The sequence below is a fragment of the Streptomyces sp. NPDC101118 genome (assembly GCF_044759445.1).
Lineage (GTDB): Bacteria > Actinomycetota > Actinomycetes > Streptomycetales > Streptomycetaceae > Streptomyces.
Window position 1 is genome coordinate 38,598 of sequence record NZ_JBIVZG010000019.1, and the last position, 25,258, is coordinate 63,855.

The window sequence follows — 25,258 nt, forward strand, 5'->3', positions numbered from 1 at the left end:
CTTCGCCGGACCCGCACCGTCCCCGGACAACCTCGTCCGGGCCCTGAGCGTCATACGAGCGTCACGAGTCACCGCCGCTTCTCCGTGGCCGGCCGTGGCTCTCACCAGCAGCTGAGCCTGCTGTCAGACGAAGAGCCAACAGTGGCCGTTCGCCAGGCCGCAGAGGCGGCATCCGCACTGCGCACGCTGGCGGAGACCGCCAGGGCGGCGGAAGCCGTCGGGGCTGGCAGGGTCCGCGATCAAGCGCTCGCCCGGGCGTACGGGAAGATCGACGGCTCGGACGGGGTCACCGGCGATGTGGCGGCCGGGCTGGCCACAGCCCATCTCGAAGCATGCCTGGTAGCCCACCCCGCCCCGGCGCAGACCGCCGACTGGCTGGTGGATCACTTCCCGAGCGACCTGAGCCACGCTACGGACATTTCCCTGTCCGAATGCACGGACGTCCTGAAGGCAACGGGAAACGCAGGCGCGCGAGCGCGCCTCGGCAGCCCTGCGCGAGAACCCCCAAAGACTGCCGCAGCGTGATCATGCGCTGTCATAAGATGACAGGGACAATCTCAGCGGCCCGCCGGGCTTCCGCTCCACGTCACGTGGACCCGAAGGACATGCCCCCACCCGCACGAGCTACTCCGTGCTGCCTGGGGGCGATTTCTTGCTGTTCCGTGAGTCCGCGGCGTCCTTGGCCAACCGCACTCGCCTTGAGGGACGGCTGGCGGAGCTGCTGAGCGAGAACTTCCTCCACAGGCACGGCCACAAGCCGCACGCTGCGGAGGTTCGCTCCTGGGAGCGGAGCATCCCCGCGCTCACCCACGCCCTGGTCGAAGCGGGTCTCGGTGAGGTCGAGATGCTGCTGGAGTACGGGCTGCCGCTGACGAGCAAGCGCGCGGACGTGATACTGGCCGGGGTGCATCCGGTTTCCGGCGAGCCGTCGTACGTCGTCGTGGAACTCAAGCAGTGGACCGAGGCCCAACCAGTGGACGACGAACCGCTGCGGTGCAGCGTGCCCTCCTACCGCGAGCCGGTACTGAACCCCATCGAGCAGGTACGGGGCTACTGCGACTACCTCGTCTCGTTCAACGGGGCTCTCGAGCAGAACCCCGGCTCCGTCACGGGAGTGGCCTTCCTGCACAATGCAGCCGAGGCCAGGGTCGCCGGGCTGCGCGAGGTCGAAGAAGACCACCGCGGTCGCATGTACACCGCTGATCAGCGCGGTGCGTTCCTCGACTACCTGCGCTCGAGGCTGGCCGCCAAGCCGGGCGCTGCCGCCGCCGACGACCTCCTGCAGGGCAGGGTTCGACCGTCCAGGCAGCTGATGGCCGTGGCTGCCGACGAGGTCCGCGACCGGGAACAGTTCGTGCTGCTGGACGAGCAGCGACTCGCCTACGAGACGGTGATGGCCGCAGTCCGCAAGGCCCACCGGTCGAACCGCAAGCAGGTGGTCGTTGTGACCGGCGGGCCCGGGTCCGGCAAGAGCGTGATCGCCCTGTCCGTGCTCGGTGACCTGTACCGGCGCGGTGTGTCTGCCCTCCACGCCACCGGCTCGCAGTCGTTCACGAAGACGATGCGCAAGGTCGCGGGCGCCCGCAAGCCCGAGGTCCAGCGTCTGTTCCGCTATTTCAACAGCTTCATGGAGGCCGAGCCGAACGACATCGACGTGCTCGTGTGCGATGAGGCACACCGGCTCCGCAGGACCTCCGCCAACCGCTACACCAAGGCCGCCTTGCGCACCGGGCGCCCACAGGTGGCGGAGCTGATCGACGCGGCCCGGGTCCCGGTGTTCCTCCTCGACCAGCACCAGGTGGTGCGTCCCGGCGAGATGGGCACCGTTGAGCAGATCAGGCGGGCTGCGGCCGAGCAGGAAGTGGACTTCACACTGGTGGAGCTGGACAGCCAGTTCCGGTGCGGAGGCAGCGACGCGTACGTGCTCTGGGTGACCGGTCTCCTGGGCCTGGAGGGCGGGGTACCGGTCGTGTGGGAGCCGGACGGCAAGGTGCAGCTGCTGACGGTGGACAGCCCGCAGGAATTGGACGACTTCCTCAGCGACAAGCGCGCCCAGGGGTACGGCGCCCGGCTTTCCGCCGGCTACTGCTGGAAGTGGACCACCAAGATCACTCCAGCGATGACGGCGCTGCCCGCGGACGTGGTCATCGGCGACTGGTCGAAGCCGTGGAACCTGTACGGGGACCGATCCCTGCTGGGCGCACCGCCGGCTCCGCTCTGGGCCACTGATCCCGCGGGCTTCGGCCAGGTCGGCTGTGTCTACACCGCCCAGGGCTTCGAGTACGACTGGTCGGGCGTGATCATGGGTCCGGACCTGGTCTGGCGGACAGACCGCTGGGTGGTCGACCGCACCGCCTCGAAGGACCCCTCCTTCACGAAGGCGACGCCTGACGAGGACATCGACCGCCTGATCCGCAACACGTACAAGGTACTCCTGACCCGCGGCATGATCGGAACGGTCGTCTACTCGACAGACCCTGAAACACGCGAGAAGCTCCGTTCGCTTATTCCCTGAGCCACGGCCACGGTCAGCGGATAGCATGATCCCGCTGCGCACCTTCCCGGAGGGTACGAGGCTGCGGTTCATGCAAGAGGCCGAACAGGCTGTCGGTAACGAATGGTTGTGCCCGTCGTGTGGCGACACACGACGCGAGCGTGGCTGCCCGGTAGGGCGCCCCCTGCCATTCCGAACTCACAACCTGGAGTGGCCGTATGACCCCCGTCGAGTGCAAGCCTGCGCGTCGTGAGCGGATTCGCGGAATCCTGATCGACATCGCTGCCGGAGCCGTCTCCAGTCTTCTGGTGACGGCACTGACCGCGGTGGCAGACCTGTTCTTCTGAGCAGGTACGTGGCGGGCCCGGAGAGCCCGCCACCCCACAGCCCGATCCGCTGTCAGAACAGCCGGAGATCAGGGCCCGACGACTTCCTCCGCTTGTGCTTGCCTCTCCCGTTGGCGCGCGGCAGATGCGGTGTGCGAGCTTCCTTCGGAAGGTTGAACCAGGTGGGCCGAAGCCCGTGGATCTCCACCTGACCCACAAGCTTCTTCAGATACCTGCGGGTTTCCTCGTCCGTGGAGTACAGCACCGTCGCACGGCTCGCCCGGGTGAACAGCACGTGGTACGCCTGTCGGACCAACCGCGCGAAGTCGTCGTCGGCCACACTCGACGCGCTGACCTTCGGGTCCAGCGAACCCGGCACATCAACACGCTTGATGTCCGAATCGGGGCCTACCTTTCGCTCCTTTCCACGCTGGAACACCCACTGATCGCCACGGCGCACCATGTCATCGCCCATGATCACCCCGCACCAGTCCCATTCCAGGCCCTGCGCCGTGTAGACGCAGCCGATCTGGCCAAGGCCCTTGGGGTGGACGGACCAGATGTCCGACGGCGGCACCCCGCCCGCGCAGTAGCTCTCGCTCTTCGCGTTCCACGGCCGGTGCCAGTCCCCGATGCGGACATCGGCCTCCAGGCGCTTCTCCTCGCCCGCGGGCTCCGTCCAGGGCCAGCAGTACCCCGCGACCATGCGCGCGGACGCGCCGGCCCCGGCTTCCGTCAGGATGATCCGTTCGAGCTCCTCCGGGGTCTCCGCCACCTCGACGTGCATCAGTCCGTCCGGCCTCCAGGGCTCCGGCTTCTTGTCCGTCACGCCCAGGACTTCGCGCACCCAGCTGATGTACGAGCCACTGCCACCACAGCGGTACTGCTCGCGCAGTCCGTATTCGAGCAGGTCAGCACCGCGGCGCAGGGCCGCATCCCTGATCAGCGCGACGGTTCCGACTTCCTTTGGACGTACGGACTGGCCTTCGTCCAGAAAGAAGACCGTCAGGCGTGACGCGTCGAGGAGCTCGTCCACCTGCGGTCCCTTCCCCCAGATCTCCCGCTGCTCCGGCGTCCAGAACCGGTTCGTCGAGCGATCCCGCAGTCGATGCGCCTCGTCGCAGATCAGCACGTCCACCGGGGGCACCGTGGTGTGGACGAAGTTGCTGAAGTAGGTGAAGGTCTCCCTGAACTGCTTGTCCCCGTATCCGACGTGCTCCTGGATTGCCGCATTGAAGGCCCTGCTCCCGCTGGCGTACTTCACGGTGCGCCCCTGCGCCTCGAGCTGTGCCTTGACGTGCAGGCCGATGGCGCTCTTACCGGTACCGGCGCCACCCGTGACCAGGAAGACCACACGCCTCTCGTCGGGGACCAGCGCGGGATGCTCCGGGTCGGGCAGCACCTTGGCCGCCGCTTCGAGGATCTGGTCCGCGACCACCTTCTGGCGCCCGCGGAGGACGAAGACGGTGTCATCGCCTCGGGACCAGTTCATCGCATCGAGCAGCGGTGTGTTGCGCAGCCCCATGGTCTCCAACATGGTCACGGCCTCGGCCGCGCCGCCCTCGGCGTCGAAGCTCGCCCTGATGTCATCGAGGAGCTGGGCCCGCCGATCAGCCGTGTACACGCGTGCGTACGCGCCCGTGGGCGCGTCCACGCCGATCAGCGGACGCACCGAGTCGTCCGTGGCGTTGTGCAGGTAGGCGAATCCCCCGCACTCGAATTCGGTGTTCCTGAAGGGGCCCCTGTCGCTCGTGAACGCCTCGTAGTACTCGCGCAACTGCAGCGCGGGATGCTTCTTCGCCCCCATGCCCGCCACGTGGACCCAGTCCGCGGTTGCCTGTTCGATCCTGGTCACCGTCGACCAGCGCTTCAATTCGACGAGCTGCACGGAGGGCCGGTGCTCTTGCGGATGGCGGCCGACCAGCACGACGTCGATGAGCCGGGGTTCCGGCTGGTCGGACTCGTCCATGGTGGCGGCGCACTCGACGACCATCTCCACGTTCCCGCGGTCGGCGGCGACCAGATCGTTCGCAAGACTGATCAGACTCTCCGCCCAGGCCGAGCGCTCCGTGAGCGAGGCGTCCGAGCCGCGGAAGTAGCGCCAGCGCGCAGCGAGGTGCGGCACCATGTGGCGGCGCGCATGCAGGGTGAGCAGATCCTGCGCCGAAAGCTTCAGCAGGAGCATGGACACGAGGTGGTTCCCCCAGGGCACGAGTAGCTCGTGCGGGTGGGGGCATGTCCTCGCGGGGAAGCCCGTCGGGCCGCAATCTGTTCGGTGATCTTAGGGAAAGCATCGGCTGCGGCGTAGCACCGCCCCGGCCCGCGGCCGAAACCACGGCCCAGGGTGGCCGGATCGCACCCGGCCACCGCCCGGCAGCTCGCTGCCCGCTTCGTCGCAGCTGCCCCGGATGTCGCTGCCCACCGTTAGGATCTGCCGAGAGCTTCCCCCTCCGCCGGATGGCCGAGCCGGTCAGCTCTCAGCAGGAAGCGACGAAGCGGGGGCCGCACATGCGGGAAGGCCGGTGGACCACGGTCACCGAGTCCGAGTACGAGCACGAACACCGCGGCTTGGAGTCCATCCGCGAGAAGCTGCCCGACGCGGATCCCTGGCGGGCCTGGTCGAACTTCACCTTCACCGCGAACACCGGACACGTCCGCGAGATCGATCTCCTCGTCGTCGCCCCCGGCGGCGTCTGCATGATCGAGCTGAAGAACTGGCACGGCTCCCTGACCAGCGAGAACGGCACCTGGGTCCAGACCACGCCCACCGGTCGCCGCGTCACGCACGGCAACCCGCTGCATCTGGTCAACAAGAAGGCGAAGGAGCTCGCCGGGCTGCTCGGCCAGAACGGCAAGCGCGTCTGGGTCGCCGAGGCCGTCTGCTTCACGGCCAGAGACCTGCGCGTGCGGCTCCCCGCCCACGACGAGAACGGCGTCTACACGATCAGCGAGCTGGTCGCGATGCTGAACCAGCCCCCGCGCGACGAGCGCCGGCGTATCACCGCCATCGACTCCCGTGAGATCAAGGCCGCCCTGGAGCGGGTCGGCGTCCGCCCCAGCGACGCCAGGTACAAGGTCGGACCGTACGAGCTGAAGCGGAAGGCCTTCGACTCCGGCGAGACCTGGGCCGACTACCTCGCCGAGCACACCGAACTGCCCGAGGTCGCCCGCGTCCGCATCTACCTGCGCGAGCGCGGCTCGGACGCCTCGATCCGGCAGTCCGTGGAGAGCGCCGCCCGACGCGAGGCGGCCGTCCTGCGCCGCTTCCGCCACCCCGGTGTCGTCCAGCTCAAGCAGTACGACCCGTCCGGGCACGCCTGGGGCCCCGCCCTGATCTTCGACTACCACCCGCAGACCCTGCGCCTGGACGAGTACCTCCTCCAGTACGGGGAGAAGCTCGACATCCTCGGCCGCATGGCCCTCGTCCGGCAGCTCGCCGAGACGATGCGCTCCGCCCACTCCAGCCGCATCCACCACCGGGCACTCGCCGCCCGCTCCGTGCACGTCATGCCGCGCAACCGCGGCCGCGAGGGACAGGCCGTCGGCGAGGACGCGGCCTGGCTCTCCCCGCACCTGCAGATCTCCGACTGGCAGATCGCCACGCAGCGCAGCGGCGCGGGCAGCTCCGGCCAGGGCGGGACCCGCTTCGCCCCGACCGCGCTGTCGGCGATGCACCTGCCGGAGGGCTCCGACCCGTACCTCGCGCCCGAGCTGACCGCCCTCAATGCCGACCCGGTCTACCTGGACGTGTACGGCCTCGGCGTCCTCACCTACCTCCTGGTGACGGGCAAGGCCCCGGCCGCCAGCCAGGCAGAACTCCTGACGCGCCTCGAAGCGGGCGAGGGCCTGCGCCCCAGCTCGCTGGTGGACGGCCTCTCCGAGGACATCGACGACCTGGTGCAGGCGGCCACCGCCTACCGGCCCGGCCAGCGCCTCTCCACCGTCGACGAGTTCCTCGAGATGCTGGAACTCGTCGAGGACTCCCTCACCGCGCCCTCAGCGCCCCCGGCCCCGGAGGCCCCCGAGAAGGACCCGCTCGAAGCGGTCGCCGGCGACGTACTCGGCGGGCGCTGGCAGGTCCGGCGCCGCCTGGGCACCGGCTCCACCAGCCGTGCCTTCCTCGTACGCGACCTGGAGGCCGAGGAGCGCAAGACGCGGCCGTTGGCCGTCCTCAAGGTGGCGCTCTCCGACAGCCGGGGCGAGATCCTCGCCCATGAGGCCGAGGTGATGGGGCGGCTGCGTGCCGACTCCCGCGTCATCCGGCTCGTCGAGCCCGAACCGCTGAAGATCGCCGACCGTACGGTCCTCGTCCTGGAGTACGTGGGCGACGAACGGGAGGAGACCGGCGAGGGCGAGGAGTCCGGAACCCCCCGTGCCCGCCGCCGCGAGGAGACCGTGGCCCGCCAGCTGCGCGAGAGTGGCCGGCTCCAGATCGACCAGCTGGAGGCGTACGGCGACTACCTCTTCGGAGCCGTCGACTTCCTGGAGGGCGAGAGCGTCTGGCACCGCGACATCAAGCCGGACAACATCGCCATCCGCATCCGCCCGAACCGCACCCGCGAGCTCGTCCTCATCGATTTCTCCCTGGCCGGATATCCGGCGAAGGACTACGAGGCCGGCACGGAGGGCTACCTCGACCCGTTCATCGGGACGCTGACCCGCACCGCCTACGACTCCCACGCCGAGCGGTACGCGGTCGCGGTCACCCTGCACCAGATGGCCTCGGGCGAACTCCCCAAGTGGGGCGACGGCTCGGTGCTGCCCCGGATGACGGACCCGAAGCAGCACCCGTACCCGACCATCGCGAAGGACGCCTTCGAGCCCGCCGTGCGCGACGGCCTGGTCTCCTTCTTCGAGAGGGCCCTGCACCGGGATGCTGCCCGACGCTTCCCCGAGCTGAAGCCGATGCGGGACGCCTGGAAGAAGATCTTCCTGGACGCGTCGCAGACCGTCCCGTCCAGCCACCGCTCCCGCCACCCGGAGCCGGCGGAACATCCTGCCGCCGTCACCGGCCAGGCCACTATCGCGGACGCCGAACCGCTCACCGCGGAGCAGCAGCGCGAGCAGCTGGCGGCCGAGGTCACCCGCGACACCCACCTGTCGGCCGCCGGCCTCACCCCGGCCGCCGAGGCCTTCCTCTACGGCCTGGACGTCACCACGGTCGGCGAACTCCTCGACTACAGTCGCCGCAAGCTGCTCAACGCCCCAGGGCTGGGTGCGAAGACCCGCAGCGAGGTCCAGCGCCGCCAGCGCGAGTGGGGCGACCGCCTCCGGGAGTCGCCGGTCTCGCCGCTCACTCCGCGGGGCCGGGCCGAGGCCAAGGAGGAGCTGGCCCAGCTGTCCGGCACCGAGTCCGTGCTGCTCGGCGCCCTGGCCTCCGGTGAGAACGCCGGCGGCCTGTCCGGCTCCGCGCTGCGGGCCGTCAGCCTGGACACCCTGGCCACGATCTTCGTCCCGGAGCTCAACAACAACCGCTCGAACCACAACAAGGTCGAGACCGTACGCCTGCTCCTGCGCCTGCCCAACGCACAGGGCGACCTGCCGGACATCGGCGTCTGGCCCAAGCAGAAGGACGTCGCGGACGCCCTCGGCCTGTCTGCCGGCCGTATCCCGCAGCTCCTCAAGGAGGAGCGCAAGCGCTGGAAGAAGCACCCGGCGGTGCAGGCGCTGCGCGCCGAGATCATGGACCTCCTCTCCGACCTGGGCCGGGTCGCCTCCGCCGCGGAGATCGCCGACGCCCTCGCCGTACGCCGTGGCACGCAGCTCGCTGAGCGCGAGCAGCGGCGTGCGCTGGCGCTGGCCGCCGTGCGGGCGGTGGTGGAGGTGGAGCAGCTGGAGCCGGAGGAAGCCGAGTTCCAGCACCAGCCGAACCGGAAGGCGACGGAGGAGGCACTGGGCGCGGGCCTGCTGGCCCTGGACGTCCGCGAGGACGACGCCCCGGACACCCCCACGGCGCCGGGCCTGCTCGACTACGCCACCCGCCTGGGCAAGACGGCCGACCGGCTTGCCCGCCTCGAAACCCTCCCGACGGCGACGACGGTACTGAGCGAGCTCGGTTCCCTCACCCCTCCCCCGGGCTCGGTGGAGTGGGACGAACGCCGCCTGGTGGAGCTGGCCGCGGCCGCCTCCCTCAACGCGGCGGCGACGCCCCGCCTGGAGATCTACCCGCGCGACCTGTCCCTCGTACGGGCCCTTCGCCTCACCCAGGCCGGCCTGGTCCGCCTCATCCCGAACGTCCCGGAGGCCCGCCAGCCGGGTGTGACGAGCGAGGACGTCCACGAGCGCGTCCGGGCCCGCTTCCCCGAGCTGGTCCTGCCGGACTCCCGGGGCGGCCTCACCCACGAGCTCCCGACGGGCGGCCCGTTGACGAAGGCCCTCCGGGACGCCGGCTTCGACCTGACCTTGTCCACGCGCGAGGACACCAAGACCCTGCGCTACCTGCCGACCCGCATGGACAGCGCGTCCAGCTACCTGACGACCGGTGCCTGGCGCCAGGCCACGGATGTGGGCGCGGTGACCCGCTACGCGGACGACCCGGCGCTGGCGGCTGCCGTCCGCGCGAAGGAACGCCTGGCCGCGTCGGCCCGTCGCGACGGCTACCGCGTCCTGACCGTCCACCACCACCGCCCGGAGGAAGCGACGCGCGCCCTGTCCGCGGCGCCCATCGGCGCCCAGGCGGTCTCGGTGACGGCCCTCTTCCTGGAGGCGATGCACGCGCTCGCCCCGGAGGGCTTGAAGCCGACGTGGGAGACGCTGCTGAAAGCTGACGTGGCGGAGCCGGGCTCGCGCGGCGCGATGAAGTTCGCGGAGTACGCCCGGACGGCCTGGGGCACGGTGGAACCGCAGATCCGCACCCTGCTGGCCCCCACCGCCGGCACCGGCCCGGTCCTCCTGACAGAGGCGGCGGCCTTCGCCCGCTACGACGCGATGGGCGTCCTGGACCGCCTGGCGGAGGCAGCCCGCCAGGGCGGCCGCGGCCTGTGGCTCCTGGTCCCGCAGAGCGACCCGGCGAGGGAGCCGAAGCTGAGCCAGGTCGCGGTGGCGTACCAGGCGGGTTTGGGCGAGTGGATCGAACTTCCGGACTCGTGGGTCAAGGACGCGAGTACGAGCAGGACAGCAGTGACGGACGGAACCGAGGGAGACACCAAGTGATCGACCGCAAGGCCCTGTTGGAAGACCTCAAGAAGCAGGTCAAAGCGGTCGAGACGGACCTCGGAAAGCAGGTCAAAGCCGTCACGGAGGTAGGCACCCGCCTGCGCGCCGAATACGACCAGGCCCGCAAGCTGGGCCGCACGGCGGCGACGTGGAACTCCTGGCTGGACGAGCGCGTCACGCAGGTCGCTGTCGCCTGGGTCCTGGGCACGGTCTTCGTCCGCTTCTGCGAGGACAACGAACTCATCCCGGAGCCGTACCTGACGGCTCCGGACCCGGACCGCCGCGACCTGGCCCTGGCCCGGTACGAGGAATACGTGGCGAAGGACGCGGACCCGACCTTCCGCGGGTGGCTGGAGCGCGCGTTCGAGGAGCTGGGCGCCGGCCAGGCCGGCCGTCTGCTGTTCGACCGCAAGCACAACCCGCTCTTCCAGATCCCCCTGTCGCACGACGGGGCGCGGGATCTCATCGCGTTCTGGCGCGAGCGCGACGAGGCGGGCGTGCTGGTCCACGACTTCACGGACAAGCTGAACGAGGACGGCACGGAGGGCTGGGATACCCGCTTTCTAGGCGACCTGTACCAGGACCTGAGCGAGGCCGCCCGCAAGACCTACGCGCTCCTCCAGACCCCGGAGTTCGTGGAGGAGTTCATCCTCGACCGCACCATGGACCCGGCCGTCCGCGAGTTCGGCTACGAGGACCTGAAGATGATCGACCCGACGTGCGGGTCGGGCCACTTCGTGCTGGGCGCCTTCCGGCGCCTGGTGCGGCTGTGGGCCGAGGGCCAGCCGGGCAAGGACGCGCACGAGCGGGTGCGGGCAGCACTGGACTCGGTGCACGGCGTGGACCTGAATCCGTTCGCGGTGGCCATTGCCCGGTTCCGGCTGCTGGTGGCGGCGATGGCTGCGAGCGGGGCCCGAACGATGGCCGAAGCCGCGAAGTACGAGTGGCCGATTCACCTCGCAGTGGGCGACTCGCTGATCAAGGCTCGACAGTTGGAGCTGACACTGGGTGAGGACGAGGACGATGATCCGCTGACGTCGTTCACATACTCCACGGAGGATTTGAACGAACACCCTGAAATCCTGCAGCAGGGACGATATCACGTAGTTGCAGGGAACCCACCCTACATCACGGTGCGGGATAAGAATCTCAACGGACTGTATCGAGATCTTTATGACGCTTGCGGCGGAAAGTACGCCCTCTCCGTACCTTTCGCTCAGCGGTTCTTTGAGCTGGCTAGGCGCGGAGACGCACAGGGTCATGGATATGGCATGGTCGGACAGATCACCGCAAACTCCTTCACGAAAAGAGAGTTCGGCACGAAGCTTATCGAGTCATACTTCCGGCACAAGGTGGAATTGACCGAAGTCATCGACACTTCGGGAGCCTACATTCCAGGGCACGGGACACCCACAGTCATCCTTATCGGCAGGCGACGGGAGGGCAACGCGCGCTCCGAAACCATCCGGACCGTGCGAAGCATTCAAGGCGAACCGACGGCACCGGAACTGCCACACAAGGGCAAGGTTTGGCAAGCAATCACAGGCCAGATTGACGAACCCGGTTCAGTGAGCCAATGGGTCTCCGTCGATGATCTTGAACGCGAGCGCTACTTTGGCAAACAACCATGGATTCTCGCCGATGGAAGTTTGGAAACCATCGAACAGCTCCATTTGACATCACGGCAGACCTTGGCTTCGATTGCGGATTCCATTGGCTCCGCAGCCATCACCGGAGACGACGATCTGTACATCTATCCACACCCCTTGGCTAACGGAGTAAAATCCAAACTTTCTCGAATTCGCCCGTTTATTGAGGGCGATAAGGTTCGCGACTGGGGCGGCGAGCCGGCATCCTCTTGCATCTACCCGGTCAACCCCACCTCCGAAGAGCGCGAAGCTTTGGAAACAGGACCTCTTTGGTATGGACGCAAAGTACTGAGAGGTACCCTCTATTTTGGCAAGACGAAAGAGCAGCGGGGTATGGCATGGTCAGACTACGCATTCTCTAAGCAGGACCGGCTCGATTCTCGCTGTCTGTTGTCATTTGCTTTCGTGTCAACACACAATCACTTCACATTGGACCGCGGAGGGAAGGTATTCAACAAATCAGCCCCTGTGATCGCACTTCGCGCTGAAGCGAGTGACGAAGAGCGCCTGCAAATTCTCGGGCTACTCAACAGCTCAACCGCAGGCTTCTGGATGAAGCAGGTCAATTACGGCGGCGGAGGCGATCCTGTCGGGGGGGACGGCGCGCGTGTCAGTTCCCAACCATGGTCGGAACGCTACCAGTTCAACTCGGGTGTTCTCCTGGAATTCCCCCTACCGTCCAGTTACTCCACCATCACACTTGGGGCCTCTCTGGATTCCCTCTCCCAGCAGCTGGCGTCCACCAGCCCCGCAGCAGTGGCGACTGACGTCACGTCCATCGCATCCACTCTGCGCACAGCCAGAACCAATTGGCTGGCAATCCGCGCACGAATGATCTCCCTTCAGGAAGAGTTGGACTGGCAAGTCTATTCTCTGTATAACCTACTGCCCGAGGACCTGCGGGTGTCCGATGACCCCGCCGATCCCGCCATTCCTGAGCTCGCTCTCGGTGAGCGCGCCTTCGAGATCGTGCTGGCACGACGAGCTGCCGCAGGCGAGGCCAGCGACGAATGGTTCAAGCGGCACGGGTCCACGCCCATCACCGAGATTCCTACACATTGGCCTGCCACGTACCGCGAGGTTGTTCAGAAGCGGATCGACGCCATCGAGTCAAGCCGAGCCATCGCCATGGTCGAGCGGCCGGAGTACAAGCGGCGCTGGGCCACCGAGGGGTGGGACGCACTTCAGGAGAAGGCGCTTCGGTCCTGGCTGCTTGATCGGATCGAGAACCGTGACCACTGGTTCGACGAGAATGGGATGCCCACCCTCGTGAGCCTCTCCCGACTCACGGACGCCCTTTCACGTGACGAAGACTTCGTCTCCGTTGCCAAGGTCTACGCGCCGCGCAAGGAATTGCCGGCCGTCGTCGCCGAGTTGATGACCGACGAGCACGTGCCGTTCCTCCCCGCCCTGCGGTACAAGCCCTCCGGGTTGAAGAAGCGCGCGGACTGGGAGCATGTCTGGGATCTGCAGCGGCAGGAGGACGCTGCCCCAGATGAGCCGGCCAAGCGGAAGATCCGGGACAGGATCCCCGTGCCGCCGAAGTACACCTCGGCGGACTTCCTGCGCCCCTCCTACTGGAAGGCGCGCGGCAAGCTCGACGTGCCCAAGGAACGGTTCATCTCATACGGGCAGACCAACACCCCCACGCCCGACCTCTACGGCTGGGCCGGCTGGGACCACCGGGAGCAGGCGTACGCCCTCGATGCGTACATCGCCTCTCATGAGGCGCTGACCTCCGAGGAGCTGACGCCGTTCCTTGCCGGGCTGCTCGAGCTCCAGCCCTGGCTTGACCAGTGGCACAACGAGTTCGACGTGAACTTCGGAGCCTCACCGGCCGCATTCTTCCGGGGCGACCGGCAGATGGTGCAGGGGGAGCACGGCCTGACCGACGACGACCTGCGCGCCTGGCGCCCAGCTGCCGCCAGCCGAGGACGACGCACCAAGAAGTAGGGACCGCTGGCAACGCCGGATGGCCTCCGAGAACCAACTGGTTCTGGGAGGCCATCCGGCATTCGTCTTTCTTCATCGGGGCAGTCCGCAGTCCTTGACGGCAGAGACGAAGGCCGCCCAGCCGTCGGCCGGGAACAGAAGCACTGGCCCGTGCGGGTCCTTGCTGTCCCGCACTGGGACAATGCCACCGAATTCATCGCAAACCTCGAGGCACTCGCCACCGGTCGAGTTGCTGCGCGAGCTCTTACGCCAGGTTGCGTCGCTCAGGTCGATGGGTCGCACGGTACTTCCTCCAACATGCGCAGGATGAACTTCCGTGACTCGGCTGGGGAAAGCGCCAAGTCACGGACCGCATCGTAGGCGCGCTGCAGCCGCTCAACCGCGCTGATTTCCTCGATGAGTTCACCGCGGTGGGCGTTCTCCGTGTACGCCACGGTACGCCCGTCGGCAAGCCGTAGAAACATCACAGCCGTGCTGTCCAAGCCGCATGGTCCGGCGCTGAAGGGCAGTACGTGCATGGTCACGTTCGGCCGCTCAGCCATCTCGGCCACGTACTCCAACTGCTGCCGCCACGCCACCGCATCCCGCAGCGCCGTCCTCAACACCGCCTCCGACACGATCGTCCGAAACGGCGGAGCCCCCTCCCCCTCCAGCAGCTCCTGCCGCCCCAACCGCGCCTCCACCTGCTGCGTCAGTGCGTCCCCCGTAAGCCCGCCCGCGGCCAGCAGTTCCCTTGCGTACCCCCGCGTCTGGAGCAACCCCGGCAGCACACTCACCGCGAAGTGCCACAGGCTCACCGCCTCGGACTCCAGCGTCATGTACCGCCGGTACCGCTCCTTGAACTGGGTCTTGTCCCCGCGCGCAAGCTCCCACAGCACGAGCAGCATCCCCGAGGTCCGGTAGTGCTGGTCCAGCGCCTGGACGACCTCCGGTCCGCCCAGAGTTTCGCCCTTCTCCATCTTCCCGAAGAGCGACCAGTCCCACCCCAGCCGCTCCCCCAGCTGCCGCAGGCTCGCCCCGCTCCCCGCCCTCAGCTGCCGCAGCTCCTCCGCGAACCGTTGCCGCGGCTCCTGGCTGCGGCCCGTGACCACCCTGCGTGGCGGCATCACGGCTCCCCTTCCTGGTCTCCGTGGAAGGTGTGGAACTACCGCCGCGGGCTGGGGAACCAGACCCCGTCCACGGTGTCGCCAGCCTCCTGCGGGGTCCATGCTCGTAGTGCCCGGGCTACGCACCGTAATCCACCTCGCACGCCCCGGTCCGGGAAAACAGGTCACCGCCAGCCGAAGGAGTCCGTCATGCCCGATTCCCGACCCGCCACCCCCGCCCAGCTCAAGGTCAAGGAAGCCATGGACGCCCGTGACGCCCTCGCCACCGCCCTCACCCGGGCCGGCATCCAGTTGCCCGCCATGGACATCCGTACTCCCTGGGCCGAGGGCGCCCGCTACGCCTTCGTCCACCTCGGGCAGTGCTCCACCCCCGTGGCACACGCCCTCGCGGAAGTGATCACTCGGGGCGCCTCCCGATGACGGCCGACGACCTGCCCGGTCCCGGCCCCGCCCCGGCCATCGGCGCGATCGTCCGGGACACCCGCCGCAACCGCCTCGGCATCGTCACCGACCGCATCGGCCCCCACCTCCGGATCCGCCCCCTCATCGGCGGCCGGGCTTGGGAAGCGGAATCGGAAGACACCGAGCCGGTCAGCACCGCGGAAGTGCTCCGGGCCCGCCTCGCGGAGGTCAACGCCCGGAGCCGTGGGCCCCGTCCGAGCGGCTGAGCCGGCCGGCCGCTCCCGCGCCCCTCCGCTGTTCATGGCCGCTGCCGTCGCGATCCTCGGATATTTCCGCCCATCAGGCCCGTAACCAGCGAGGATGCCGGACAATGTCGGAGGAACTTGTCCCGGTACCGGCACGGACTGCGACGGCGCACGCCGTCAGAAGGTGAGCGAGACGCGCAATGGCCCAGCAGCCGCCCCTCCTCCGCGATGTGATCGACATCAAGGAGTCGATCTCCACCTCCGACTTCGTCCTGCAGCTCTCCGAGGCCACCACCCCCGAGGGTGCCGAGCTCGCGCTCAAGGACTACGTCGTCACGGAACGGCTGCTGGAGAACTTCGACGAGGCCCTCGGCCTCATCAAGGCCTCCCTCGACGGGCACACCTCCAAGGCCGCGTACCTCCACGGTTCCTTCGGTTCCGGTAAGTCGCACTTCATGGCCGTGCTGCACGCCCTCCTCAGCGGCAGCCCGGCCGCCCACCGCCGCTCCGACTTCGACCCCGTACTCGCCAAGCACGAGTGGCTCACCACGGACGGCAAGAAGTTCCTCCTCGTCCCGTACCACATGCTCGGCGCGAAGGCCCTGGAGCAGCGGGTCCTCGGCACCTACGTCAGCCACGTCAAGAAGCTCCACCCCGAGGCGCCGACCCCCCGGGTCTACCGCACCGACTCCCTCTTCGCCGACATCCACGCCATGCGCGAGCGCATGGGCGACGAGGCCGTCATCAAGGGCCTCGGCACGGTCGGCGGGGAGGCGGACGAGGACGACGAGTGGGGCGAGTCCTTCGCCTGGACGCCCGCCCTCCTCGACACCGCGCTCGCCGCCGAGGAGATCCACGAGGCCGGGTACGCGCTCAACCTCGTCACCCCCTCCACCCCCGTGGAGCTGCGCGCCCGCCTGGTCCAGGACGCCAGCACCAACCTGCTGCCCGGCTTCACGCAGAACGCCCACGAGAACGAGCACGGCTTCATCTCGCTCGACGCCGGCCTGTCCGTGATCGCCGAACACGCGAAGTCCCTCGGCTACGACGGCCTGATCCTCTTCCTCGACGAGCTGATCCTCTGGCTGGCCACCCTCATCCACGACCAGAAGTTCGTGGGCCGCGAGGCCGGCAAGATCACCAACTTCGTGGAGGGCGCCGACGCCCGCCGGGCCATCCCGATCGTGTCGTTCATCGCCCGCCAGCGCGACCTGCGCGAACTGGTCGGCGAGGAGCTGTCCGGGGCCGCCGAGTCCTCCATCCAAGACACCCTCAACCAGGCCTCCGGCCGGTTCGACAAGATCACCCTGGAGGACCGCAACCTCCCCCAGGTGGCGCACGCCCGCCTGCTCCGGCCCAAGGACGCCGAGGCGGCCGCCCTCATCACCGCCGAGTTCGAGAAGACCCGCAAGGTCCGCCAGGAGGTGTGGGACACCCTCCTCGGCTCCGACCGCGGCGCCGACGGCGTCGGGGCCGACGAGGAGAGCTTCCGGCTCACCTACCCGTTCTCCCCGGCGTTCATGGACACGCTCGTCCACGTCTCCTCCGCGCTCCAGCGCAACCGCACCGGCATGAAGCTGATGGGCCAGCTCCTCGCCGACCACCGCCACGAGCTGCGCCTGGGCGACCTGGTCCCGGTCGGCGACCTGTACCCGCTGATCACCGCGGGCGGCGATAAGCCGTTCACCGACAGCCTCAAGGTCGTCTTCGAGGCCGCCGACAAGCTCTACCGCACCAAGCTGCGCCCGTTCCTCCTCGCCACGTACAACGTGTCGGAGGAGGACGTCGAGCAGTACACCCACCGCCCCGAGACGCTCACCGACCCGGAGCTGCGCGGCCGGGTGAAGACCTTCGTCGGTGACAACCGGATCATCGGCACGCTCCTCCTCTCCGCGCTCGCGCCGAGCGTTCCGGCCCTCGCCGACCTGACGATCCGCCGCCTGTCCGCGCTGAACTACGGCTCGGTCGTCGCCCCGATCCCAGGCCGCGAGTACGGCATCCTCAAGAACAAAGTCGCCGACTGGGCGGGCCGCTTCCCGGAGATCAAGGAGACCGGCACCGATGCCAACCCGGGCGTCCGCCTGGAGCTCTCCGGCGTCGACGTCGACTCGGTCATCGCCAACGCCAACGTCAACAACAACCCGGGCAACCGCCTCGCCCTCGCCAAGCGGCTGCTCGCGGCGGAGCTCGACCTCAGCCAGGGCCAGCTGGTCGACGAGCTGAACCTCGTCTGGCGCGGCACCAGCCGCGCCGTCGAGGTGATCTTCGGGAACATGGCGGACGAGGACGAGCTGCCCGACCACGACCTCATGCCCCGCGAGGAAGGCCGCTGGCGCATCGCCATCGACCTCCCCTTCGACGACGGCGAGTACGGCCCCGTCGAGGACGCCAACCGCATCCGCCGCCTGCGGGAGAAGCAGCAGGACGAGCGGTCCCGCACCGTCGCCTGGCTGCCCACCCACCTCTCCAGCCAGCGGTACGCCGACTTCTGCCGGCTCGTCGTCATCGACAAGGCGCTCGCCGACGACCAGCGCTTCGACAGCCAGTACGCCGGCCACCTGAACGCCGACAACCGGGCCCGCGCCAAGGGCCTCCTCGAGACCCAGCGCGAATCCCTGCTGAAGAACGTCAAGGCCGCCTTCAAGCAGGCGTACGGACTCGCCGAGAAGAAGCCGGCGGACGTGGAGCTGGGCTTCAGCGACCACCTGGAGTCGCTGCGCGAGGTCGACGGGCTCACCCTCTCCTTCGGGCAGTCGCTGCGCGACGGCATCCGGCACATCGCCGGCAAGCTGCTCGCCACCCAGTTCCCCGACCACCCCGACCTCGACCCCGAGAACACCGGGACGGTCGTCAAGGCCGCCGACGCCAGGAAGGTCTTCACCCACGTCCGGGCCGCGGCCGAAGCCCGCGACCACCGGGCCGAGGTTCCGGCGGGCGACCGGGCGCTGATGCGGCGGATCGCCCGTCCGCTGCGCCTCGGGCATCAGAAGGAGGCGTACTTCGAGCTGTCCACGTTCTGGGCCGACCACTTCCGCCAGCTCGCCCGCGAGAAGGGCGTCACCAGCGACCTCACTCTGATCACGCTCACCGACTGGAGCGACAAGCCCACCCCCCGCGGACTGCCCGACTTCCTCGTCCGGCTCGTCGTGGCCTCCTTCGCCGAGATGGACGACCGGGTCTGGGTGCGGGAAGGCATGCCGCTCGACCCCGCCCCGGAACTGACGCAGATCAAGGACCGCGACGCCCTGCGCAGCCAGCCCCTGCCCTCCGCCGAGGACTGGGAGACGGCCCGGCAGCGCTTCGCCGCGGTCTTCGGTCAGACGGCGCCCACCCTCCTGCGCGGCCGCATCGTCAACCAGTTCGCCCGCCAGATCACCGAGCAGGCCCGTGCCTTCCAGGAGCCCGCCGCCGAGCTCGTCCAGCGGCTGGAGGACCACGCCGGGTTCCTGCACCTCGACCAGACCGGTGAGACCGGCCGCCTCGCACTCGCCCGGCAGGCCGTGGAACTGCTGAAGGTCCTGACCGGGACGGCGGGCCAAGGCGCCGCGGGGGCGAAGAAGACAGTCGAGGCACTGGCCCGCTTCGACCTCGGCCAGGCGAGCGCGGAGCAGTACGGGACGTCCATCGCCCAGGCGCGAAAGGTCGCCGAAGCGCTGGCCGCCGCGTCCTGGAGCACGCTGGAGCTGGCGTCGGCCGAGGGCCCGGAAGGCGAGGCCCTCCTTGAGTCCCTGCGCAATGTGGCCCGCAGTGAACAGCAGCGCACGGACAGGCTGGAAGAGGCACTTGCACGCACCCAGCGCGAGGTCCTGGCCCTGGTCAAGCGGAACCGGACTGTCTCTCCGCCGCCGGTAGCCCCGATCCCCGCCCCGGGGCCCTCCGACGTCCCGCTGGACACACCCACCAGCGACCCCCGGATCCCGTACGAGCCGCAGCAGCCGTCACCCGCCGCCGCCTCGGGGCGGAAGTACCGCACGAGTGGTGGAGGTACGACCACGGCCTCGCGCGCGGTGGCCGAGCTCCAGGCGGAGCTGGCGGAGCTGGCCGCCGCCGAGCCGGGCGCCAGGGTCGAGATCACCTGGCGGGTCATCGGCGGATGAGCACCACTTCCACCACGGTCGCCGTCCGGCTGAACCTTGCGACCGTCACCCAGTACCTGTCGTCCCAGAGCTCTCTCACCGCTTCTCTGGCCGGGAGCGGCCGGCGCCGTGCCGTGTTGCTGCGCTCCGCGCCCCAGTGGGACGGCCCGGCCGAGCCCTCCTGGGGTGACGGGCTGGCCGCGCGCATCGCGGCCGCGCCCTCGCCGCTCGCCGTGCACGAACTGCTGCTGGACCACCTCGACGGCAGGGTGCCCGGGCCGGCCGTGCTCGTCGTCCTGACCGACCGCGAACAGAACGAGCTCGATCCGGCCATCCTCGCGCGCGCCCACAAGAAGCGCGTCGACACGGTCGACAGCTGGGACGTGGTCCGCGACGCGTTCCGTGCCCAGCAGGTCGACCCGCGTCTCAAGGAATCCAACTGGGCCGCGGAGGCCCTGCTCGACGCCACCCCGCCGAAGGGAGGAGGCTGGCCGCCCGTCGCCGGCGGCATGCTCTCCCGGCGTACCGCGCTGTCCTCCCTGGCCCTGCGCCGGCTGCGGCTGGGCCGGTACGACGAGGAGGCTGAATCCGCGGGCCGGACACCGACGGGAGACGCCCTGGACCCCCACGCGCTGTTCGGCTGGTCCCTGTCCGCCGGCGGACCCGAACTCCTCCTGAAGCTGCGCCGTCCGGAGCGCGACGGCCTTGCCGCGTTCCTCGGGGAGGAGGACCAGGCCGGCCTCGCCGGACGGGCGCTCCTCGCGCTGGTCGAGGCCGACCACGGCGCGGACGCGGTGGCGTTCGGCCTTGTCTGCGCGGCGCTGTGGGTGCACTGCCGGCCGGACGCCTCCGCGTACAAGGCACGGGGACGGGCCGAGCGGTGGTTCGGCGAACAGCCTCTCGCCCAGGGCGAGGAGCTGGATCTCCTCGTGTCCCGGTTCGGCCTCGCCGCCGAGGAGTACGTCGCCTCGCTCCTGACGTCCGCGGCCCGCGGTACCGGGGGCGACACCGAGACCGCGCGCGAGGCCCGAAGGCTCAGCGACACCGTCCTGGACCGTGCTTCCGTACTGGTCCGCCAGTTCGGCGCGGAGGATGCCGCCGAGACCAGCGCGCTGCTCGCAGCCGGCCTGGAGGCGCGCTTCGCAGCGGTGGGCCGAGCTCTGTCGGGCGGGCAGCCCCTCGTCATCGCCGATGCCGTACGCGCCCTCGGCCGGCACAAGCGGGCCGGCGGTCCCGACGTCCTGCCGCGGGTGGAACGGGCCCGTATGGCGCAGCGGTTGGCGCAGTGGCTGGCCGGCGACCCGGCCGTCTCCTCGGACACCGTCGCCGACGCGCTGCAACGCCACATCACCGAAACCGGGTGGGTGGACCGGGCACTCGAACACATCGAAGCGGGCGGCGACCCCACCCCCGTCCTGAAGTCGGCGTACGACACGCTCGGCGAGCGGGTGCGCCTCAAACGACGCGAGATCGACGGTGAGTTCGCCCGCGCCCTGGCCGGCTGGACTTCCGCCGGCACCCGGCCCGGCTCCATGCTGACGGTGGAGACCTTCCTGGACCGGGTCGTGAAGCCGGTGGTCCGCCGCGGGGCCGACCGCCGGGTGCTCCTGCTGGTCCTGGACGGGATGAGCGCTGCGATCGCCTGCGAGCTCGGTGAAGAACTGCGTTCTGCCTGGGCGGAGTTCGATCCGCTGGACGAGGGTGCGCCGCGCCGCCGTGCGATGGCCGCGGCCCTGCCCACGCTGACGACGGTCTGCCGTACGTCCCTGTTCGCGGGAAGGCTGACCAAGGGCACCCAGGCCGAGGAGAAGAAGCTCTTCCCCGCCCACGCCTTCTGGGACGGTGCCCCGGCCGCGGTCTTCCACAAGGACGAGCTCCGGGCCGAGGGCTCGGGCGACACCTTCGGACCCGCACTCACCGAAGCCCTCGGTGACGGGCGGACGCACGTCGCGGTGGTTCTGAACACCATCGACGACCGCCTCGCCAAGGAACAGAAGCTCGGCGACGGTGCGTGGCGCCTCGACGAGATAGGGCGGCTGCGCGATCTGCTGCGGGTCGCCGCCGCCCAGGGCATGGCCGTCATCCTCACCAGCGACCACGGCCACGTCGTGGACCGCCGCAATGTCAAGGTCAGTGCCACGGCCCCGGACTCGGCGCGGCACCGCGCCCCCGGCGGGCCGCTGGCGGCCGCGGAGGTCGCGCTGTCGGGGCCTCGTGTGGTCTGGCCCGAGCCGGGCGGCTCGATCGTCGCCCTGTGGGATGCGGACTCGCGGTACACCGCGCTCAAGGCGGGCTACCACGGGGGAGCCTCCCTCAGCGAGTTCACCATCCCCGTGCTCGCCTTCCTGCCGTTCGGCGCAACGCCGCCCGAGGGCTGGCGCGAGCTGGGCGATCAGCGTCCGGCGTGGTGGTTCCTGGAGGAGCAGAAGCCGCTTGCGGCCGTCCCCCAGGCCTCCCCCTCGCCCGCTCCGCCGGAGAAGCCGAGCCGGCAGAAGCCGACGAAGGCGCAGGCCGAACTCGCCCAGACCCACGACTCCCTCTTCGACGTCGCTCTGGTACCGGCGGCCGAAGGCGAGGGCGCCCTGGTCACACCCGTTCTGCTCGCGCCGGACGAGGCACTCGTCACGGCACTGCTCGCGTCCGAGGCCTTCCAGGACCAGGTCGGGCTACTGGCCCGCAAGCCTCCGTTGGACAAGCTGGAAAAGGCGATACTGGCGCTCCTGGAGGCCGGCGGCACCCTGCCCGTGACGGCTGTCGCGCAGCGCGTCGGCTACCCGGCCACCCGCGCGGACGGCTTTGCCGCAGTGCTGCGGCAGGTCCTCAACTACGACGGAGTGCAGGTCCTGCAGACCCTGCCGGACGGAAGGACCCTCCGTCTCGACAGGAGCCTGCTGCAGCTGCAGTTCGGGGTGTAGGCGGTGGCTCAGCCGGCGTAGTCACGCAGCAGGGTGGTGAAGGCGGTCAGCTCTCGCATCGACTCGAGGGGCAAAGGTTCCGCGTCGAAATGAGCGATGCGGTTCCGCACGTCCTTCACCCGTTGCAGATGGCGGACGAACTGGCCGCGGTCCAGGGACTCACACTGGAGCGCGGCCCAGTTGAGGTCCGCCTGTTGGGCCATCGTCTGCTTCTTCTGCTCGCCGTTGAGGAGGTAGACGTAGTCGCCGAACGCCAGGTCCTCGACCCTGCCCGAGCGGTGCTCCGGCTTCTTGTTCGTCTGGACAGCCTTGATCGCCTCCTCGGTGAGCCTGGATCCCAGCCACCGGCGCAGGAGGGATTCGATCTCGCCGAGCAGGAAGAATGGGCGGGCAGCGCTCTCGAAGCGGCCGACCACGTGGGCCTGTGTCACGATGCCGGACAGGCTTCCGTCCTCGCCGCGGACCAGAAGGTAGCCGTGCTCCGACAGCATGGGCAGACACGCGAAGAACTCCTGCCGCGCATCGGCCAGCGGCAGCGTCTCCTGCTGCATGGCGTTCTCCAGGCTGCTCTCCTTCCCCCGCTCGTACATGAGGGCCAGTGAGCGCCACGTAATGACGCCGTGGATCGTTGTCATGCCCGTCGTGACCGGTATCTGCGCATAGCCTCGCTGGCGCATCAGGTACGTCGCCTGGGACAGCTCCGTGGTGAGGGACACGCACCGCACCCCGCCACGGGCCGACGGCAGGTCGCCGATGCGGAGCCGCTGGGGCAGCGCGGCCGACGGGAGCGGATCCCGCTCCGCGGTGTCGGCGTCGTCCGCCTCGGGCTCGGATTGCACGGCCGTGGCGAAAGGGACGACCTGGACGCGCTCGCCCGGAGCGCAGGTGGCGAAGTCCGGCAGGGTGGCGAGCCCCGCATCGGTCAGTGCTTCCGCGATCTCGTGCACGTTCCACGGCCGGCGCACCCGGACGCCGAACAGGTCCAGCAGCTCCCCGAGGGGTACCTCTGTGCCCTTGAGTGCCAGGAGCTCTTCAGTGCTCGGCTTCTGGTTCACTTGACCGCCTTGCCGTCGGTCATGTCGCGCAGGATCGTCCGCTTGCCCATGGCGGCGTACACCATGTCCTCGAGCTGCTTGGCCCGCGCCGCGTAGAACGCCTCGTAGTCGTTGTTCCTCAGGAAGTACGGATCGATCAGATGCGTCGCGATGACGTCGTCGAACCATTCACGACGCATGTCCGAGGCAGCGGCGAGCGAGTCGAGGTAGCTACCGGGTGCGCCGGTGAGGGCCTGAGCCGCACGAAGGGACAGCGGTGTCTTGTTGACGATGGAGTTGGCGGGGGACGACTTGGCCCCGTCCTGGTTCCGGCGCACCCAGGCCCGGGGGAAGATGTGCCGGACGTCCACACCGTACTCGTCCATCAGGCCCGGCTTCAGCGGCGCGTCCGTGTAGTGCCAGTCCACCGCGCCCTGCTTGATGAGCAGCGCATAGATGCCCTTGTAGGCAGCGCTGTTCCGCGTGGTGAGCGTGTCCAGCCGCTCCGGGAAGAAGTAGGCGTCGGTGACGGTCTCCGGTGGGGGCCCCTCGCGCCGGACCCATGCCACCAGCTGTTCGACGTCCCGTGTGAAGCGGGTCTCGGTGGAGCCGCCGTACATCTCACCGAGCACGCCGCACCAATACCACTGCGTGATCATGTCTTCCGCACCGAGCCTGTCGGTGGCCTCCCCGAGAATGGCCCTGACCGCGGCGAGGGGTACCAGCTGGGTGCGGTAGGGCAGCTCGGCGGCGCGCACGATGCACTGCCTCTCGAGGAAGGCACCGGCCCAGGTGAACGCCTGGGCAAGCCGCGGCGCGAGCGACTCGAAGTCCGCCAGGGGGAGCTCCAGGAGGTCGCGGCGCTTGCAGGAGACGCCGGTGCCCTGGCCGTCCTGCTTCCGGGACCACGTGCGGACCAGTGCCACGGCCTGCAGGAAATCGCTGCTGCTCAGCCCGTCGTCGATGCCCGCCTCAAGCCGTCCGAACACGGGGTGGCGGCCGGCCAGGTCCTCCTTGATCGCCCGCCAGACCTGCGGCAGCTGGTAGTAGTCTCCGGTCCGCTCGCGGTAGTCCCGGTCACCGGCGTAGGTCGCCGTCAGGAGCTCGAACACGTTGAGGGGAACGCCCCCCGTGTTCACCCGCTCGAAGACGGCGCACACCGCGTCCATGGAGGTCGAGGCCGCAAGTTTGATCATGGGTACCTGGAAGGAGCGCACGGGCTCCAGGACCTGCTCCTCGAAGCGGCTCCACCGGTCGAAATGGCCGTCGTCCATCTTCTCGTACGCTCGTCGCCAGGCATTCACCTTCGCGGTGTCGAAGACGATGCTCAGGGGGAAGAGTCCGGCAGCGCACTCGCCTTCGGCAGTGGTCAGGTCGTGGACGACGCTTCGGGCGAAGTTGGACCGCTGGACCTTGTCCTCCGGTACGGACACGATGGCCTCGTCGCGGTCAGCGGGCGAGCCGATCGCGTTCTTGACGTCCACGTAGTACCAGCGCCTGACAGGGTTGCCACGCGCATCGGTGGTCTCGACAGGGCTGTCCTGGAACAGGGCTTGGAACAGCGAGGTGAGACGCTGCTGTCCGTCGAGGAGCAGCAGGCTGGGCGCCACCTCGTCCGCCACCTGCGCGCCCGTGAGGGCACGGGCACGGAACGGTGAGTCACCCCCTGTCTCCAGCGTCATCACCACGCCCAGGGGGTAGTCGAGCGTCACCGTCGCAATAATGGCTCGAATTCGATCGTCATCCCACTTCCAGTCCCGCTGGAAGTCAGGCAGTTGAAGGGAGCCTGACGCCACATCCGCCAGGAGCGCCTTGAGTTTCACATTGTCGAGTCCTGCCACGTGCCCGTTCCCCACCCTCGCAGTGCTGCGCGTTCTTCACGCGGGCGGCGATTAGACCAATC

At 69.1% G+C, this 25,258-nt stretch carries 14 protein-coding genes; 9 read left to right on the top strand and 5 right to left on the bottom strand.

All coding sequences use genetic code 11. The features are described 5' to 3' along the window. The first annotated feature begins 141 nt into the window (after window positions 1-141). The 3 genes from ACIQUQ_RS26720 (at window position 142) to ACIQUQ_RS26730 (ending at window position 2,841) form a co-directional block, all read left to right on the top strand. A complete protein-coding gene (locus ACIQUQ_RS26720; protein ID WP_403980576.1) occupies window positions 142-525 on the top strand; it encodes a hypothetical protein in 384 nt (127 codons plus the stop codon). Window positions 526-652: 127 nt separating this feature from the next. Beyond that, window positions 653-2,515, top strand: a complete 1,863-nt coding sequence (locus tag ACIQUQ_RS26725; protein ID WP_403980579.1) for a DNA/RNA helicase domain-containing protein — start codon at window positions 653-655, stop codon at window positions 2,513-2,515. A gap of 197 nt (window positions 2,516-2,712) precedes the next feature. Beyond that, entirely contained in the window at window positions 2,713-2,841 is a 129-nt protein-coding gene (locus ACIQUQ_RS26730; RefSeq protein WP_234327755.1) for a DUF6408 family protein, read from the top strand. Between the two features lie 52 nt (window positions 2,842-2,893). Here ACIQUQ_RS26730 and ACIQUQ_RS26735 read toward each other — a convergent pair whose 3' ends face one another. Further along, window positions 2,894-5,005, bottom strand: coding sequence for a DUF2075 domain-containing protein (locus ACIQUQ_RS26735; RefSeq protein ID WP_403980786.1), 2,112 nt, complete (start codon window positions 5,003-5,005; stop codon window positions 2,894-2,896). Window positions 5,006-5,328: 323 nt separating this feature from the next. On the opposite strand from ACIQUQ_RS26735, the gene pglW reads away from it, so the two are divergent. Both pglW and pglX read left to right on the top strand, forming a co-directional pair. Then, window positions 5,329-9,972: a BREX system serine/threonine kinase PglW gene (pglW, locus tag ACIQUQ_RS26740; RefSeq protein WP_403980583.1), complete on the top strand. Its 4,644-nt coding sequence runs from the start codon at window positions 5,329-5,331 to the stop codon at window positions 9,970-9,972. Next, window positions 9,969-13,577 carry a BREX-2 system adenine-specific DNA-methyltransferase PglX gene (gene pglX / locus ACIQUQ_RS26745; RefSeq protein WP_403980585.1) on the top strand — a complete coding sequence of 1,203 codons (3,609 nt, stop codon included), beginning with the start codon at window positions 9,969-9,971 and terminating at the stop codon, window positions 13,575-13,577. Before pglW ends, pglX begins: the two co-directional genes overlap by 4 nt. Window positions 13,578-13,649: 72 nt before the next feature. Here pglX and ACIQUQ_RS26750 read toward each other — a convergent pair whose 3' ends face one another. Both ACIQUQ_RS26750 and ACIQUQ_RS26755 read right to left on the bottom strand, forming a co-directional pair. Beyond that, the gene (locus tag ACIQUQ_RS26750) at window positions 13,650-13,859 is read right to left on the bottom strand and encodes a DUF397 domain-containing protein (protein WP_403980588.1); all 210 of its coding nucleotides are present in this window, start codon (window positions 13,857-13,859) and stop codon (window positions 13,650-13,652) included. Then, entirely contained in the window at window positions 13,841-14,683 is an 843-nt protein-coding gene (locus ACIQUQ_RS26755; RefSeq protein WP_403980590.1) for a helix-turn-helix domain-containing protein, read from the bottom strand. Before ACIQUQ_RS26755 ends, ACIQUQ_RS26750 begins: the two co-directional genes overlap by 19 nt. Before the next feature lie 189 nt (window positions 14,684-14,872). On the opposite strand from ACIQUQ_RS26755, the gene ACIQUQ_RS26760 reads away from it, so the two are divergent. From ACIQUQ_RS26760 to pglZ, 4 genes are all read left to right on the top strand, one after another. Continuing rightward, window positions 14,873-15,103 carry a hypothetical protein gene (locus tag ACIQUQ_RS26760; protein WP_403980593.1) on the top strand — a complete coding sequence of 77 codons (231 nt, stop codon included), beginning with the start codon at window positions 14,873-14,875 and terminating at the stop codon, window positions 15,101-15,103. Next, entirely contained in the window at window positions 15,100-15,351 is a 252-nt protein-coding gene (locus ACIQUQ_RS26765; RefSeq protein ID WP_403980595.1) for a hypothetical protein, read from the top strand. The genes ACIQUQ_RS26760 and ACIQUQ_RS26765 overlap by 4 nt, the downstream gene beginning before the upstream one ends. A 179-nt stretch (window positions 15,352-15,530) precedes the next feature. Beyond that, window positions 15,531-19,427: a phage resistance protein gene (locus ACIQUQ_RS26770; protein WP_403980598.1), complete on the top strand. Its 3,897-nt coding sequence runs from the start codon at window positions 15,531-15,533 to the stop codon at window positions 19,425-19,427. Next, window positions 19,424-22,321: a BREX-2 system phosphatase PglZ gene (pglZ, locus tag ACIQUQ_RS26775; protein WP_403980600.1), complete on the top strand. Its 2,898-nt coding sequence runs from the start codon at window positions 19,424-19,426 to the stop codon at window positions 22,319-22,321. The genes ACIQUQ_RS26770 and pglZ overlap by 4 nt, the downstream gene beginning before the upstream one ends. Before the next feature lie 8 nt (window positions 22,322-22,329). On the opposite strand, the gene ACIQUQ_RS26780 is transcribed toward pglZ, so the two are convergent. Together ACIQUQ_RS26780 and ACIQUQ_RS26785 are read right to left on the bottom strand one after the other, a co-directional pair. Further along, on the bottom strand, window positions 22,330-23,376 hold the full coding sequence (locus ACIQUQ_RS26780) for a CBS domain-containing protein (protein ID WP_403980603.1): 1,047 nt from the start codon (window positions 23,374-23,376) through the stop codon (window positions 22,330-22,332). Then, window positions 23,373-25,196: a DUF262 domain-containing protein gene (locus ACIQUQ_RS26785; RefSeq protein ID WP_403980605.1), complete on the bottom strand. Its 1,824-nt coding sequence runs from the start codon at window positions 25,194-25,196 to the stop codon at window positions 23,373-23,375. Before ACIQUQ_RS26785 ends, ACIQUQ_RS26780 begins: the two co-directional genes overlap by 4 nt. Window positions 25,197-25,258 lie beyond the last annotated feature (62 nt).